At 43.2% G+C, this 15185-nt stretch carries 14 protein-coding genes; 11 read left to right on the top strand and 3 right to left on the bottom strand.

The features are described 5' to 3' along the window. Nucleotides 1-261: 261 nt before the first annotated feature. Genes VHA02S_RS07045 through VHA02S_RS07035 form a run of 3 tightly spaced genes read left to right on the top strand, consistent with a single transcriptional unit; the run spans nucleotide 262 to nucleotide 3865 of the window. Complete coding sequence (locus VHA02S_RS07045; RefSeq protein ID WP_038898179.1) at nucleotides 262-1614, top strand: DASH family cryptochrome; 1353 nt, start codon at nucleotides 262-264, stop codon at nucleotides 1612-1614. Further along, complete coding sequence (locus VHA02S_RS07040) at nucleotides 1614-3158, top strand: cryptochrome/photolyase family protein (RefSeq protein WP_038898218.1); 1545 nt, start codon at nucleotides 1614-1616, stop codon at nucleotides 3156-3158. Before VHA02S_RS07045 ends, VHA02S_RS07040 begins: the two co-directional genes overlap by 1 nt. Continuing rightward, a complete protein-coding gene (locus VHA02S_RS07035; protein ID WP_029789591.1) occupies nucleotides 3158-3865 on the top strand; it encodes an SDR family oxidoreductase in 708 nt (235 codons plus the stop codon). The genes VHA02S_RS07040 and VHA02S_RS07035 overlap by 1 nt, the downstream gene beginning before the upstream one ends. A gap of 49 nt (nucleotides 3866-3914) precedes the next feature. Here VHA02S_RS07035 and VHA02S_RS25230 read toward each other — a convergent pair whose 3' ends face one another. Together VHA02S_RS25230 and msrB are read right to left on the bottom strand one after the other, a co-directional pair. After that, nucleotides 3915-4061, bottom strand: a complete 147-nt coding sequence (locus VHA02S_RS25230; protein ID WP_005453360.1) for a DUF2256 domain-containing protein — start codon at nucleotides 4059-4061, stop codon at nucleotides 3915-3917. Between the two features lie 41 nt (nucleotides 4062-4102). Next, on the bottom strand, nucleotides 4103-5245 hold the full coding sequence (gene msrB / locus VHA02S_RS07030) for a peptide-methionine (R)-S-oxide reductase MsrB (protein ID WP_009696880.1): 1143 nt from the start codon (nucleotides 5243-5245) through the stop codon (nucleotides 4103-4105). A gap of 185 nt (nucleotides 5246-5430) precedes the next feature. On the opposite strand from msrB, the gene VHA02S_RS07025 reads away from it, so the two are divergent. The 6 genes from VHA02S_RS07025 to VHA02S_RS07000 all read left to right on the top strand — a co-directional run bounded on the left by VHA02S_RS07025 (nucleotide 5431) and on the right by VHA02S_RS07000 (nucleotide 13767). After that, a complete protein-coding gene (locus VHA02S_RS07025; protein WP_009696881.1) occupies nucleotides 5431-5829 on the top strand; it encodes an OsmC family protein in 399 nt (132 codons plus the stop codon). A 113-nt stretch (nucleotides 5830-5942) separates the two neighbouring features. After that, the gene (locus VHA02S_RS07020) at nucleotides 5943-6497 is read left to right on the top strand and encodes a sugar O-acetyltransferase (protein WP_005445435.1); all 555 of its coding nucleotides are present in this window, start codon (nucleotides 5943-5945) and stop codon (nucleotides 6495-6497) included. Between the two features lie 121 nt (nucleotides 6498-6618). Continuing rightward, on the top strand, nucleotides 6619-7437 hold the full coding sequence (locus VHA02S_RS07015; RefSeq protein WP_038898180.1) for a hypothetical protein: 819 nt from the start codon (nucleotides 6619-6621) through the stop codon (nucleotides 7435-7437). 39 nt (nucleotides 7438-7476) lie between these two features. After that, entirely contained in the window at nucleotides 7477-7710 is a 234-nt protein-coding gene (locus tag VHA02S_RS07010; RefSeq protein ID WP_005445432.1) for a hypothetical protein, read from the top strand. A gap of 1037 nt (nucleotides 7711-8747) precedes the next feature. Beyond that, a complete protein-coding gene (locus tag VHA02S_RS07005) occupies nucleotides 8748-9614 on the top strand; it encodes a membrane protein (protein WP_038898182.1) in 867 nt (288 codons plus the stop codon). 31 nt (nucleotides 9615-9645) lie between these two features. Continuing rightward, complete coding sequence (locus tag VHA02S_RS07000) at nucleotides 9646-13767, top strand: zinc-dependent metalloprotease (RefSeq protein ID WP_038898183.1); 4122 nt, start codon at nucleotides 9646-9648, stop codon at nucleotides 13765-13767. Nucleotides 13768-13836: 69 nt separating this feature from the next. On the opposite strand, the gene VHA02S_RS06995 is transcribed toward VHA02S_RS07000, so the two are convergent. Then, nucleotides 13837-14019, bottom strand: a complete 183-nt coding sequence (locus VHA02S_RS06995) for a hypothetical protein (protein WP_005445428.1) — start codon at nucleotides 14017-14019, stop codon at nucleotides 13837-13839. 158 nt (nucleotides 14020-14177) lie between these two features. On the opposite strand from VHA02S_RS06995, the gene VHA02S_RS06990 reads away from it, so the two are divergent. Next, nucleotides 14178-14822 carry a TetR/AcrR family transcriptional regulator gene (locus tag VHA02S_RS06990; protein WP_080640359.1) on the top strand — a complete coding sequence of 215 codons (645 nt, stop codon included), beginning with the start codon at nucleotides 14178-14180 and terminating at the stop codon, nucleotides 14820-14822. A gap of 23 nt (nucleotides 14823-14845) precedes the next feature. Then, nucleotides 14846-15163, top strand: coding sequence for a DnaJ family domain-containing protein (locus tag VHA02S_RS06985; protein WP_009696887.1), 318 nt, complete (start codon nucleotides 14846-14848; stop codon nucleotides 15161-15163). Nucleotides 15164-15185: the final 22 nt, after the last annotated feature.

The raw sequence follows: 15185 nt of genomic DNA, 5'->3' as shown, positions 1-15185 counted from the left end.
GGTAACGGATATAAAACAATATCGCTTTATTTTTTGTCATTTTTGCTTGGTTTTCTTAAAAAATATGAGCAAATAATCAAATGGTTTCATGAATATTAGTCTTGATTTTAAAATTTCATAAAATCCTTCGTAACATTCTGTTTACCATAAAAGTTTGAGTGATGGAGTTTTGAGCAATGTAAACGAAGTGCTGATCTTGACCAACTAAGGTTCGTAGAATCTGGCATGCGCATAACAGAAAAGTGCCAAAAGGAGCTTCGTTTGAACAAAACAATAGGACTGTATTGGTTTACCAATGATTTGCGACTGCATGACAACCCAAATCTGACCAAAGCTGCAGAAGAAGTGGATTTTCTTATCTGTCTTTACTGTTACCCCAAGGTTTCACCATTTTTGGCGCACTATGCTCAAACATCCGAGTTTGGTCAGCCAAAAAGACAGTTTTTAGATGAGTCATTACACTGCCTCAATCTGTCTTTAAATGCACTTGAACAACGTTTGCTTGTTGTCGACTTGCATCCTTACCAAGCATTAAAACATGCCTTCAAAAATCTTGGTGTTACAAGGCTTTACGTTGATGCTATGCCGGGTTGCGACGAGCAAAATGTCATCGAAGAAATTAAGGCGGAGGAACGCCACGTAACGGTTGTTCAGCACGAAGTGCGAAGTTTATTTAGGTTGGCTGACCTCCCGTTCAGTCTCAATGCGCTACCTGATACCTTTACCCAGTTTCGTAAGCAAGTAGAAAAGTTATCTATTTCGCAACCTATCGGCAGAGTCTCCACACTTCCACCACTACCCAAAGGTCTCTCTTTACCAACATTGAGCTTAACTCGCGACTTAAAGCCAATGCCATTTGCTGGGGGAGAGCATGCGGGGCTTGAGCATTGTCGTCGGTATTTTGATTCGCCGCTTGCGAGTGAATACAAACAGACACGCAACGGTTTAGATGGCATGGATTATTCCACTAAATTCTCCCCGTGGTTAGCACATGGTTGTGTTTCGGCGAAAAGGATCGTGGACATGTTAAAGCGTTATGAAGCGGATTATGGTGCTAATGATTCGACGTATTGGATTTACTTTGAATTGCTGTGGCGTGAGTACTTTTATTGGTATGCGCGACAATATGGTCGGCAGCTGTTTCATTTTGGTGGGATTCGCAATCAAACGCCATTGACCAGCTTTTACGCCCATCGTTTCCAACAATGGAAAAAAGGCGAGACGCCATTCTCGCTCGTTAATGCGTGTATGCATCAACTCAATGAAACTGGGTACATGTCGAATCGTGGCAGACAACTGGTCGCGAGCTGCCTTGTACATGAACTAGGGCTAGATTGGCGCTATGGCGCTGCATATTTTGAGTCTCAATTAATTGATTACGATGTGGCTTCAAATTGGGGAAATTGGCAATACCTCGCAGGCGTTGGTGCGGACCCTCGTGGTTCAAGGCAATTCAATCTTGAAAAGCAGACGCAAATGTACGACCCCAACCATGAGTTTATTGATAAGTGGGATGGGCATTGTGATGGTTCACGTTTGGATAATGTGGACATGGTTGATTGGCCGATTGCGATGGAAAGTCATGGCAATGCGTCTTCTACGGAGAAATCATGATGCAGTTTGATACCGTTCGGTTGATCTTGGGTGATCAACTCAATTGCGAACATACTTGGTTTCAGCAACCTGATGACCACGTTCTCTATTTGATTGCAGAGTTAAAGCAAGAGAGCACGTATGTGACGCATCACATTCAAAAAGTATGTGCGTTCTTTTCTGCAATGGAAAAGTTTGCGAAAGAGCGTCAGAGCGAAGGCCATCAAGTCTTGCATCTTACGTTGGATGATACCCAATCTTTTGGGGATCTTGAGCAACTTCTCCAGCATTTTGTCAGCGAAGTTGGTGCAAGCAAGTTTGAATATCAACGCCCTGATGAATACCGATTATTGGAACAACTTGCCAAACTTAAGCTCAATGGCGTAGTAACGCGTTGCGTTGATTCAGAGCACTTTTTGTTGCCGTTTGAAGAGATCGAAGAGCAGTTCCCGCAAGGCAAACACATCATGATGGAGCACTTTTATCGCCGCATGCGCAAGCGTTTCAACATCTTAATGCAAGATGGCAAACCTGTTGGGGGGAAGTGGAACTATGATGCGAATAATCGCAACAAACTCAAAACTAAAGATATTGAGCAGTTGCCACAACCTTTAATGTTTAGTACCGATGTCAGTGAAATACAAGCGCGATTAACACGTCATGGAATTAAAACGATAGGGCACTTTGAAGGGGATTTATTGTGGCCGATTAACCGTGCTCAAAGCTTGTCTCTACTTGCTCATTTTTGCCAAGTTTGCTTGCCTCTTTTTGGTCGTTTTCAAGACGCGATGACTGGGCAACACGACGCTAAATGGAGTTTGTATCACAGTCGGATTTCGTTTTCTCTCAACAGCAAACAACTGCACCCGCAAGAAGTCATTGATGCGTCACTCAAGGCATTCCATTCAAACCCAGACATTAATATTTCTCAGGTTGAGGGTTTTATTCGCCAGATTTTAGGTTGGCGAGAGTACATCCGCGGAGTGTACTGGGCGAACATGCCTCATTACCCGAAAAAGAACGAACTGGAAGCGAGCAGAAAACTGCCTGATTTCTTCTGGAATGGCGAAACAAAAATGGCGTGCATGCGTAATGCGATTGGTCAGTCCCTTGACTACGCCTATGCGCACCATATCCAACGTTTAATGGTCACTGGTAATTTCTGTTTGCTAACTGAGATCGATCCATCCCAAGTGGATGAATGGTATCTCGGTATATACGTTGACGCGATCGAGTGGGTAGAGATGCCAAACACACGTGGTATGGCGCTGTTTGCTGATGGAGGTATTGTCGGCACTAAACCTTATGCAGCTAGTGGTTCTTACATTAATAAAATGAGCGACTACTGTAAGGGCTGCCATTACGACAACAAAGCACGCAGTGGTGAAGGTTCATGCCCATTCAACAGCTTGTATTGGCGTTTTATGAACAAGCATGACAAGCGATTGGCGACCAATCCTCGTATCGGGATGATTTTCCGCTCTTGGGACAATATGGAACCACAGCAACGACAAGCTATCCTTGAAACCGCGGAGCACTACATGGAAAATTTGGAGACCTTGTAATGGAAATATTGATCGTAGGTGGGAATGGCGGAATTGGATTTGCCATGGTTGCGTGCGCGGCGGAACATTTTCCTCAAGCTCGTGTTCACGCGACCTATCGTAGGCAACACCCCAACTGGCATCATCCCAATGTTATTTGGCATCAAGTGGATGTGACACAAGATGAGGAGGTGAAAGCGCTCAGTGAGTACATCGAGCATGTTGATTGGTTGGTGAACTGCGTGGGTATGTTGCACTCCCAAGAGAAAGGTCCGGAGAAGAATTTGAGTTCTCTCGACGCAGACTTTTTCCAGCAAACGATAATGGTAAACACCTTGCCCAGTTTACTGCTGGCGAAGTACTTTACACCTAAGCTCAAACGCAGCACACAGCCTAAGTTTGCGACTGTTTCTGCTAAAGTTGGCAGTATTAACGATAACCAATTGGGCGGTTGGTATAGCTATCGAGCCTCAAAAGCCGCGTTGAATATGTTCCTCAAAACCATGTCAATTGAGTGGCAAAGAATGCTCAAGCATGGCACGGTACTCGCGCTCCATCCGGGAACCACCGATACGGCGTTGTCTGCGCCTTTTCAAACCAATGTGCCAGAAGGAAAACTGTTCACGCCAGAGCGAGTGGCAAAGGATTTGTTGGGGTTAATAGAAAAAGCAACCCCGCAAGATAGCGGGGCATTTTGGGCTTATGATGGCGCATTACTGCCTTGGTAAAGATTGTACTTACTGGGGCAAAATACGCACTAGAGAGGTTCGGAGTGACCTACGTCTTCGTTGATTTTCTTCTTCGGCAACGCTCAGAGCAATAAACGATTTCATCCCAATTTCGCGCCCACTTCTTTCTCCAAGAAAATGGGCGCTCACAGACTGGACAGACTTTTATGGGAAGGTTGGATTTAAAACCTTTCATCGTTCTGAATGTTCACTCCTAATTCGTTGTCTTAAGCGAGTTTAGTTATCAAATAGGTACAGATAATCGTCGTAACCTAGGTTTGCCATTTCGCTTACTGGTACAAACTTCATGGCTGCTGAGTTCATGCAGTAACGTAACCCTGTTGGTTTTGGTCCGTCTTTGAAAACATGACCAATATGCGAATCGCCAAACTTGCTGCGAATCTCTGTTCGTGGATAAACCAATTTAAAGTCGGTCTTCTCAACGATGTAACCTGGATTGATTGGTCTAGTAAAGCTTGGCCAACCTGTACCTGATTTGTATTTATCCGTCGATGAAAACAGTGGCTCACCAGTGACAATATCCACATAGATGCCCGCTTCTTTGTTATCCCAGTACTCGTTGTTAAAGGGACGCTCTGTGCCTTCTTCTTGTGTTACGTAGTACTGCAGATCAGTCAACTTCGCTTTGATCTCTTTATCAGACGGTTTTTCATAGACCTTCAGTTTTGTCATCAGATCTTTTTCGTTGATAAGCTCGCGTAGTGTTTTTGGGTTGTCTTTACGATCCTCACCAAACACTTCATCTAGGTATTTATCTCGACCTGACGCGTAGCGGTAATATTTGTATTTCAGGGCACTCTTTTTGTAGTAATCCTGATGGTAAGACTCCGCAGGGTAGAACTTTTCAAACTCAATAAGCTCCGTTTTAAGTGGCTTCGGATAAATCATCGCCTTGTCGATTTCCATCATAAATTGCTCAGCAATCTGTTTTTGCTCCGCATTATGGTAGAAGATCGCAGGACGGTATTGGGGACCACGGTCGACGAATGAGCCTTTGTCGTCAGTCGGGTCGATATGGCGGAAGAAGTAATCCAAAACTTGCTCGTAGTTAACAATGCTTGGGTCGTACTTCACTTCAATCACTTCTATATGACCAGATTTGCCAGAAGAGACTTGTCGGTAGGTCGGATTTGCTAAATCACCACCTGAATAACCAGATACGACGTCCAACACACCCGGTAATTGTTCTAAATCTGATTCAGTACACCAGAAACAGCCGCCAGCCAAAGTAGCAATGTCGGTTTTGCCAGATGCGTTCACCTTATCCATGGTATCGGCAGTGCCTGTTTTACTTAATAAGATGAACAGTACAGGGAGTGTGAATGAGAATCCCACCAATAGCTTAGATACTTTCTTCATAACTTCCTCAAACGTCATTTTTCTCAATGAATGTTACGTAAGGAGACAGAAGTTAGAGCTAAAAAATTGCAACAATAGTGAAAAATTCTTTGCCCTTTTATACCGGAGGGCTACAGTAATGGCACCAAACAAACGCTCATTGGTGATAGGTTGCCGATGAGACAGAAGTAATAATGAGGGAAACCATGCAAGCAGAAGTAAAATGGGTCGAAGACTTTAAATTCCTAGGTCAGTCTCAATCTGGTCACTCCGTTGTGATGGATGGCAATGGCGGTGCGACTGCACCAAGCCCAATGGAGATGGTATTGATGGCTGCTGGTGGTTGTAGTTCTGTTGATGTGGTTGATGGATTGAAGTCAGCAGGTCAGAAAGTGGCTTCTGTTAATGCGAAGCTCACAACCGAACGTCGTGAAACGGCACCGCGTATTTTTACTCAAGTGAACATTCATTTTGAAGTGTCGGGTGAAGCCTTAGATCCAGAAATCGTAGCGAAAGTTGCTGCTGATTCGTTAGAGAAATACTGTTCCGTGTGCCTGATGCTCGGTAAGGGCGTAGAGATGACTCACAGCTGGGAAATCGTGTAACCGACCCTAGTGCCACTTAAATAAAATAGGAAAGAGAAAAGCGCGTGCTTTTCTCTTTTTTTATTCCTCTTTTGCATTAACCTAGCTACGTTAAAAGCTGTAGGAAAGATCCTGTGACCGAACTAGAGAAAATGATGTCAGGCCAAGTATTCGATGGCGCAGACAAAGAAATTGATGCGATTCGAACCCACGCAACTCATGCGTTGATGGCATTCAATGGCAACACCGATGAATCCCAACGTGATGCACTGCAAAAGAACCTATTTGGCAAGGTTGGGATGAGCATCATCCGTGCGCCGTTCCATTGTGAGTTTGGTAAAACGATTGAAATCGGTGAAGAGACCTTTATCAATATGAATGTCGTGATGCTTGATGGCGCTAAAATCACCATTGGTAATCATGTGCTTATTGGACCAAGTGTTCAGCTTTACACTGCATCTCACTCGCTGGATTACCGTAGCCGACTAAAATGGGAAACGTTTTGTAAACCAATCACGATTGAAGATAGCGTTTGGATTGGTGGGAACTCAGTCATCAACCAAGGCGTAACCATTGGCGCTCGTTCTGTGATTGCTGCCAACTCAGTGGTGAATTGTGATGTGCCGCCAGATTGTTTATATGGTGGAACGCCAGCCAAATTGATTCGTCGTCTAAACGAGGACGAGTAACCACACTTACTCATGGTGCTTATTCTCATAATCAATAAGCGCTTATTTACATATCAATTTCATTAATTTATACATTTCATGTACTTATTTTTGTTGTCTATGAAATTCATAAGAAGAATGTATGAAGCTGAAAGTTGTAAGTATTTGCTTAATTGTGGGGACGGCGTTCGTAAGTGCTTTGCTCTATTTTGACTCTCAAAAGCTCGTACTTTCGCAATGCGCTGACGAAGAAAAAGTGGAGACTTGGGTTCAATTCGTATTTGACTATTCAATTCTCAATGACTTCAGCATAGAAGCCTTGGAAGAGCGAATCGACGAGGATTTAGCCCTTTCGAATCTTATTCTCGCAAACTCATGTGTTCCTATGATTCGTAAGAGTGCTGGTTATGAGTTCTTTGATGCTCACAACGCTAAACCTGAAGATATGTTGTCTTCACATTACGAACTCAACCTGCAACACAGCAGTTTGTTGGAACGTGCGTATCAGGAACCAAATTTTTATGTCGTGTTGGTGTTAAGTGAGGACAGCAGTTACTTTGATTTTGAGTACAAAATAGCAGAAACATGGGGTGATTTATTTCCTAACTTCGTGGTTTCCGATGTACGAGCTGGTCCACTAGCTTTGGAGCATGAACTAGGGCACTTAGCATGGGCACAACATGATTTAGAAACGCTATCATCTCAAGTTCAAGGTAGAACACTTGAATCCATGACAGCTGAGGATAACCAGTTACAGATCAAGCGGTATGCTCATGCTGCATTATGTGGTGACTCTGGAACCATCATGAGCTACGAAAAGAACATAGTACCTATCTATTCCAGCCCCAATATTACCTATCAAGGTCGAGTTTGTGGAGACGCTGAAAGCGCAGACAATGCAAGGCTGTTAACCGAGTATGCTCGAGCATTGCGAGCCAAAGTTGATGCACGGTCATGGTAATCGTTACGTTGCTAAGAAATACCTACCTAGGAGGCTAATATGTCAAGAAAGACAGAAGTGTTTCTGTGTCCTAAATGTGGAGTGGAAACGCACCACGTTGTGGTTTTAGTTAGAAAGAAAAGTGCTTTTGAGGGTGATAAAAACCGCGGGAAGAAAGAGTTCATTACTGGGTTTCTCAAAAGTGCTGTCTTCGGTGCTTTTTTAGCTTCGATGGACGATTTTTCTCGTCATTTGATCTGTGAAAATTGTGGTAACAAAACCATTCAAGATTAAGCTGTCGCCTTGGCAGCTTACCCAGAGCATAAGTGTGCGTTTTGATTCGCTGAATATTCAAACCCGAAATTTATTGAGTTAGTGCTTTTACTCTTAACGTCTTTCCATGCCTGCTACTCAGTTTTTTATGAGAGACTGCCGGCGCTAACCTACTGCTATTGTTGATAAATAATTCAAACTTTATTGTAAGAAGAACAGAGAAAGACAACCTTAAGCTTCCCTTCATTTTTGAGAGTTGATGAGATAATTGATGCTTAAGTTTATTGACATTTGTGTCTTTTGTTTCACATTGTTGTGATTTTTGTCACATAAAATGCAAATTTATAAAAAATCGTTAAATGAATATAAATTCACAGATATGCAGCCCATTTGTGTTGTAATTAGAGTTCTCTGCCTTTAATTATTCATTTTGTGAATGTTTGTGTAATTTTTATTGACCTTAATGGGTGACTTTCTATTCAAACTACTCTTGGGTTACGTCAATATATTAGAAAACTCGAATTTGATATTATTTCCATCTTTTGTTTTAAATGCGAAATTCATTATTAACAACGGATGGTTTTGATGATTTCTCTTATTAGTATTCTTCAGTTATAAGATTAAATAATTAGCCTACCAAAATGACATAACAAGGATTGTTATAACAGAATGATGTTCTCATAAATGTATCTGTTCTATTAACATGTATTTCTCATTTCTGTCTCTTTCAAAGCTTGTTTTTGTAAGTTGTTGATAAAGATCGGTATTGTTGTCTTTTTAGTAATGACGACAACGATTGCTTTATATGATTGTGCAATTTTAAAAAATGGAATCGTTATATTGTAACAACGTTGACTTATCGCGAGTTATAAATTTCAAATAGCACAAATAACTAAAAATAGATCTATCAAAAATAGAATAAGGATTTAACCATACGAGAAATCTTATGGTTGATAGGTTTATTGGTCTGATTGTTACTTATTTAGAATGTCATTCCAATAATCTGTTTGTCTTTAAGTTTGTTCTAATGAACTTAATTTTCATGGAAGTTTAAAAACATGCAGCACACAACTAAGTGGACGATGACCCCGCTTGCGATGCTGTTAGGTACGCTGTTTTCAATGCCGTTACTCGCAGAAGAAACCAACGTAGCTGATAGCAGCGGGATCGAATCTACCCAAAATGAAGGAGAGTCGTCATGTATAGTTTGTAAACTAAGTGGGTCCGTTTACCTCTCTTACGATACAAATATTTACGACAAAGACGACTATCGCTCCGTTCGCAACTTTTCTTGGGGCGGGGATCTCAACTACGCGATTTCAAAAGACATCAAAGCTTTCTTTTCTGCCGGTGGCTACCGCGCTCTAGAAGATGAAGTTGGAACTTACGCAACGGATTCAGTACTGGGCTTGCAATACTCGAACCTGTATCGCTTTGGTGAAACGGGAAAAATTGCTGTTGCAGGTCAGTTCACCATACCTACCTCAGAAGACTCGCGAAACGATGAGCTACAAACAGCTTTTCGTTTAGCCGTACCGGTCTCTTTTTCTTTGTGGAGCGTTGATTTTTCTATCGCGCCGCGACTCAAAAAGAACTTCCACAAGTACAAAACGAATGGCGGTCGCTCACTCACAGAGTGGACCTATTCACTGTTTTCTGTCGCTGAAAAGTCTTGGGATTCGTTCTCTCTGGGCATCACGGCTTTAGGTGGTAACACCATCAGTTATCAAGGGACTCGACGGAGCAGTTGGCAGTATGAAGGTGCCTTATACGGAACCTACAAATTCAACAAGAACTGGTCACTAACGTTGGCAGCATCCTCTACCGGCTTCTATCAAGATGCGGAACGAGGAACGCTGGGCAATATCGACCTGCTTGACCAAGAGAAAGCGTCATACATCGCCTCTGTTGCTTACTCCTTCTAGGAAAATAACAAAAATTAAGGATATCCAAACCATGTTTAAAAAATTAACTCTGGTGTCAGCGATCACTGCCGGACTTGCCGGTTGTGGTGCTGACGATCAGGCTTATGACTATGTCGAAAGAGATGCAAAAGAAATCGCGGTTAAAGACCTAAAAGACGGTCGTTGGTTCTACGTACCAACAACTGGTGCAGCACCAAGATTCGCGCTAAACCAATTCCCATTTTTACAAGGTTCGCCTCGTTATGTTGAGCTGTGTTTCAGTAAAGAAGGTCTGGAAGTTCGTAATTACGACAAAAACTACCCAGACGCACATCTGACCAAAGACGCGAACAACTATTGTGGCGAGGAGAAGTTCGTTGCCGATGATGACGATGTTAACTTTGCACATGTTCTGACTATTCCTGGTGACTTTGCAGCATACCGCTGTAAAGAAGATGGTCACGGTGACTGTACGAACAAAGAAGAAACTAACGAGGATGCGAGTCTAAACTACAAGAGTAAGACCCACTTTACTCCGCGTCCGGAAGATCTTGAGATCGCCGAATTCAATATGGAAGATCTGTATGGGATCACGGATGGGCTAACCGAAATTGGTTCGCCGCGCGTAATCTCATGGGATTTTGATCCAGAGAAGGGCACGTTAAACTTCGAACTTGAGCGCTCGTTCCGCATTGACTTGGATAACATGTCAGCCTACATCAACGAAGATACCAAAGCGGGTCTTGACGACATGCTGGTCGATGGCGCGTTTAAATCTCGTTTTTATTACTCTCTAATGCACGAGAGTGTGGTGGCAACCAAAGACTACCAACCGGTTCTATATCCTATTGGTGACGAGAATGACATTGGTTTCTTTGTCTCTGAGACAAAGCAGCTTAACCCTATCACAAACAAGTATGATCGTGATGTGGTGTACCTGAACCGTTTCAACCCTGATCAAGATTCAATCAAGTATTATCTGACCGATAACTTCTTTGAAGAGAAAAACAAAATCTTCTTAGATGCGACGCTTGAATCCATCGATAAGATGAACCAAGCACTTAAATTATTTGGTGCGGATTCTGGCAAGCCAGAAATTGAAATCGTAAACAAAACCAAAGGTGCAGGTATACACCCGGGTGATTTGCGTTACAACGTGATCAACTTGGTGGATGAGCCGCTGGCGAACGGCTTGTTAGGTTATGGTCCTTCCGTTGCTAACCCAATGACGGGTGAGATCATCAAAGGTCACGTAAACCAATACGCTGGTGTGGCAAGAACTGGGGTTCCTTATTACTGGGATAACCTAGCCCGATTCTACAACCGTAATCAATTGGACTTAGACGGTCTCGATCCGTTACCAACGACAAGCTCCGCGACAACAACATCAGAAGTTTCAGAGAGAATTGAGTCGCTCTCAACTATGGCGGCAATCGCGAAGCTGGAAGCGGACGAAAGTATTCCTGCGCCTCTTGTGTCAAAAGAAGAAATGACCACAAGCAAAGCAGCGACTAAAGCGCCAACGGAGCTAAAGAAAACCTTCAGCGATGAGTTAGATTTTGAAAAGGTGGTCGCAACAGAAGAAAACCGTTTATCTTTCTGGGCGGAGCACAATGTTTACCCAATCGAAGCATCGTGGGTTTCTTCAACCAGCAAAGCCATGCTTGATAACTTGAAACTGGATGACGACCGTTACTTCGAAATCAAGCTAGATGATGCTGGCAAAGAAGTCTCTCGAGAGCTTAAGCGTTGGAAACATCTACCAAAAGATCTGCAGGTTAAAACGGCAGATGCGATTACTGTAGCGACTTACAGTAATACGCTGGTTCATGAGCTTGGTCATAACTTAGGTTTACGTCATAACTTTAAAGGTTCGAATGACAAATCAAACTACTACACGCTAGAGCAAGCACATCAACTGGGCTTGAATAATATTCCTGCGTACAGCTCAACCATGGACTACGCGCCGAGTATGTTGGATGAAACACCAACATGGGGTCTGTACGATATTGCAGCGTTTAAGTTCGGTTATGGTCGTAAAGTTGAAACCGTTCAAGCATCTTCGGGCTCAGCTCCAACACCTGTAGCGAAGCCAGCAGACGACGCTGGCGATGAAGCGAAAGCAGCATACAACAGCTACCTAAAAGAACTGCAAGACTATCAGCAAAGCTTCGCCTACAGATTTGGTGATAACGCTGAGAATGATGCACTCATGGTGTGTTCTGAAGTTAAGAAGTTAACGGGCACAGACAGTGGCAAATCTCTGTACAACTGTGACTTTAGCCGATTTGACACTGCAGCACTGTCTGATGACTCGGAACTTAAGGCGAAGACGCGTTACGGTGTGCTCTATTATCTTGATAAAGTCAATGAGATTGAGCGTAAGTCATATGACTTCTGTACTGATGGTAACGTCTCACTAAACAGCGACTGTAACCGTTTTGATGAAGGGACAAACTTAGAAGAAATTGTCTCTTATGAATGGCAAAACTACCTTGATAGTTATGACCGCCGCAATTTGCAGCTTTACGGAACGACAGGGTTGTACTCCACAGATTACATAGGTTACCTATTACGCCGTTATTCTGAGATGAACTCGATTCGTGACAAGGTGGAAGATCTAGAACGCATCGATAACTTGTACACCAACTTAGGTTATACCGCTAGTACAGATAAGCCGGGCGATTTCTTGCTGCGCCTAGCATCAAACCCTCAATACTGTAGTGAAGGCAAAGCAGATAACTCATGGTTCTGTGACTACGCTAATGGTGCGAAGAAATCAGCAGCGTTCTTCCTTGATGTTTTGCGTACACCAGAGCACCAATGTGTGATTGAAAATGCGTCAGGCAATCAAAAAGTGATTTCGTTTGGTAAATTGCTGGATAATAACTCACACCAAATTCCGGCGGATTACGATTTGTCGGCAGCAAATTGTTTTGATGAGTTAGCGGCGCGTTTCATTGAAGATGCCGATGAAGGTTACAAGGCGGTTGCAGAGACACAAAACGGACGCTTCTTGAACTCTATTGGCAGCTTTGACCCTGATTACCCTTGGTCAAATGCCGTGTCAGTGTTGGGTTACTGGCCAGACAAAGCGCTTGCGAGCTATTTCTTGGCACGTCGATTCTCTAACCGCTACACCGATGAAGTGAGCTTTGCTTCGTTGTTGGACCTACCAGGTGTTCAAGCTGAATATGAAGATATCATGGGCAACATTGTGGCAAATGATGCGTTAAGCACGCCTGTCGCGCTGGTAGATAAAGAGGGTAAGCCATACACCAACCTAAAAGGTACCACGGTGAACTTACACCTTACTGAACAAATGGAGTCCTTACCTCCAATGCCACGTGGTATTTATCGATTCTTGGGCATTGACGCAGTCAGTCGTGAACGTATCGGTGATGTGATCCTTGAAATGGGCGTTAGCCAAATGCAGTCTGACGATTACAAAGTTAAGGCTCGTGGTAAAGCGCAGTTTGATGCATTCACTAAACAACAAGATCGCTACGGTATTATTGCAGGTGACAAAGTAGAGTTTGTAATTGATGGTAAGAAGTTTGTGGCAACGAAAGCCAACAAACTGGCTTATGATTACGCAAATCAGCTAGTTACCAGCGAAGGCTACGATCTGAAAAACTACTTGGATAACTACGATTCGGCACAACTAAGCAAGATTGCTTCGGACATTGAAAAGGCATGGGGACCATTCCGTACATCGATTCTTCCTGCATACCACGATGCGGTATTGCTACTGGATGCTCCAATGGTAAATGCAATGAAAACTACCATTGATGCAGACATTGCAGCAGGTGTGCTGACGTTTAGCACTTCATTCGGTAACTTTGTGAGAGCCAACCTGACTTCAGGTGATCTTGTGATGGATTCAGTTGCAGGAACATTAAGTTATAAAGGTGGCAAAGCACATAAGACGACAAAAGTATTTGAAGCTTACACTGACGCAATGGCTCTGATTTATAACAACTACACAAAAGACATGATGTTTGCAGTTGATAATGTGTATGCTGGCTATGTCGCGTCTGCGGATGCAGACAAAGATCTATGGCTGAAAGATCTGAATCTAATCCAAGCGTACATTCGTGGTGACATCGGTACGGTAGCCGGTGAGTACTATGAAATGCTAGATCGTCTGCCAGAAGCGAGTGATTTTGAGTAATTAAACCTCAACTAATAAAAACAAAGGCCTGCAGAAACGCAGGCCTTTTTAGTGTCAGTCGCTATTAGATTAAGAATGGAAGATCACTTGTTCGTCTTCGGTCATTACAAGCGTCGCTTTGTTTTGCTCAATAAGCTGAGCGGCATAAGAAGGCGTCACGGCTTGAATCTCGCCTTTTGCTTTTAGCGTCAGTGATTCCCACGCTTGGTCACGATATTTACCCGCTTGGGTGTATTGAATCAGTACTTTCATAGCTTCACGCTCCGGTGTGGTTGACGTGCTACTTAAGTTAGCGCTCCTACAGCGGTTGCGCACCTGTTAAAAATGAAACATTAGATTAACCAAATAAGGTGGTACGTCGTTTTGAATAAATCGCAGTATTGACAGTTTAAGTTAATGGTATTAACTTAATGGTGTTAACTATTTATTTTGAGACGATGATGAGCGAAAAAAGCAGTAAAGGGCGTCCTGCGCAAATTTCTAGAAAAGACGTGGTTGAGTGTGCCTTAAACCTAGGGTTAGAAAATGTAAGCATGCATGCGCTGGGCAAACAATTGGGGGTCAGCGCGACGGCACTGTACCGACATGTTGGCTCTAAAGAAGCGTTGGTCGATTTATGTTGCGACTATGTACTAGGGAAAGTCGAATTGCCCCAAGAGAAAGACTGGGAAGCATACCTTTACACGTTTGCGAAAAACTTTAGACAAGCACTTATGTCTATTCCGGGTTCGGTCGCGTTTATTCGCCATAGCCAAAGTTTCACGCCGGCTTCAAGCATCATCGTCAATGATATTTTAGGTATCTTCAGAGAGGCCAAATTTGAAGCAGAAGTTGGTTTTATGGCGTTTGCGAGTGTTTATACGCGAGTAACGGACATCGTTGAGCATCAAGAACAAGCTGCACGCAATAAACCTCAATCTTTTCCTGAATTGGACGCCGAGCAACTGCCTCATTTTGCGTGGTTAATGAGTCAAGCTAAGCCCGTGGACTATGACAAGTACTTCGATGATGGTATTCGAATCACGATCGAAGGTCTCAAAGCTGTTTACAAATAGAACGCATTACTCGAGAGGTGGATATGTCGTCATACATTGATAACGCGATCGGTGGTTGGATTCGCAATGCTGAAAAAACAGGCGAGCTGAAAGACAACCCTTACAGAGGTAAAAAGCTCGACCTTGAAGACTATTTTAAAACACCCGCAGAGCACCGAATGGGTATGAAGATTCTTAAAGACGCAAACTGCCTACCGCCAGCGGTGCAAATGATGCAACTTATCGAGAAGAAGCAGAAAGAATTCGAAAGCTCAGAAGATCCTGAAACGAAAGAAGTGCTGAGAAAGGAAATTATGGCGCTTAAGTTGAAGAAAGATCTTCTGATTGAGGCTAATAACTGATCTCAGCAAAACATGTGTATTC

This window comes from Vibrio harveyi NBRC 15634 = ATCC 14126 = KCTC 12724, assembly GCF_001591145.1.
Classification (GTDB): Bacteria; Pseudomonadota; Gammaproteobacteria; order Enterobacterales; family Vibrionaceae; genus Vibrio; species Vibrio harveyi.
Note: the sequence above shows the minus strand (reverse complement) of the source record. Positions and strands in the feature narration are given on the sequence as shown.

Coding starts and splice junctions, on each gene's coding strand:
- VHA02S_RS07005 (WP_038898182.1), top strand. CDS start 8,748: ATGCAGCACACAACTAAGTGGACGATGACCCCGCTTGCGATGCTGTTA.
- msrB (WP_009696880.1), bottom strand. CDS start 5,245: ATGAAGAAAGTATCTAAGCTATTGGTGGGATTCTCATTCACACTCCCT.
- VHA02S_RS07040 (WP_038898218.1), top strand. CDS start 1,614: ATGCAGTTTGATACCGTTCGGTTGATCTTGGGTGATCAACTCAATTGC.
- VHA02S_RS06990 (WP_080640359.1), top strand. CDS start 14,178: ATGGTGTTAACTATTTATTTTGAGACGATGATGAGCGAAAAAAGCAGT.
- VHA02S_RS07035 (WP_029789591.1), top strand. CDS start 3,158: ATGGAAATATTGATCGTAGGTGGGAATGGCGGAATTGGATTTGCCATG.
- VHA02S_RS06985 (WP_009696887.1), top strand. CDS start 14,846: ATGTCGTCATACATTGATAACGCGATCGGTGGTTGGATTCGCAATGCT.
- VHA02S_RS06995 (WP_005445428.1), bottom strand. CDS start 14,019: ATGAAAGTACTGATTCAATACACCCAAGCGGGTAAATATCGTGACCAA.
- VHA02S_RS07015 (WP_038898180.1), top strand. CDS start 6,619: ATGAAGCTGAAAGTTGTAAGTATTTGCTTAATTGTGGGGACGGCGTTC.
- VHA02S_RS25230 (WP_005453360.1), bottom strand. CDS start 4,061: ATGAAAGGTTTTAAATCCAACCTTCCCATAAAAGTCTGTCCAGTCTGT.
- VHA02S_RS07000 (WP_038898183.1), top strand. CDS start 9,646: ATGTTTAAAAAATTAACTCTGGTGTCAGCGATCACTGCCGGACTTGCC.
- VHA02S_RS07025 (WP_009696881.1), top strand. CDS start 5,431: ATGCAAGCAGAAGTAAAATGGGTCGAAGACTTTAAATTCCTAGGTCAG.
- VHA02S_RS07010 (WP_005445432.1), top strand. CDS start 7,477: ATGTCAAGAAAGACAGAAGTGTTTCTGTGTCCTAAATGTGGAGTGGAA.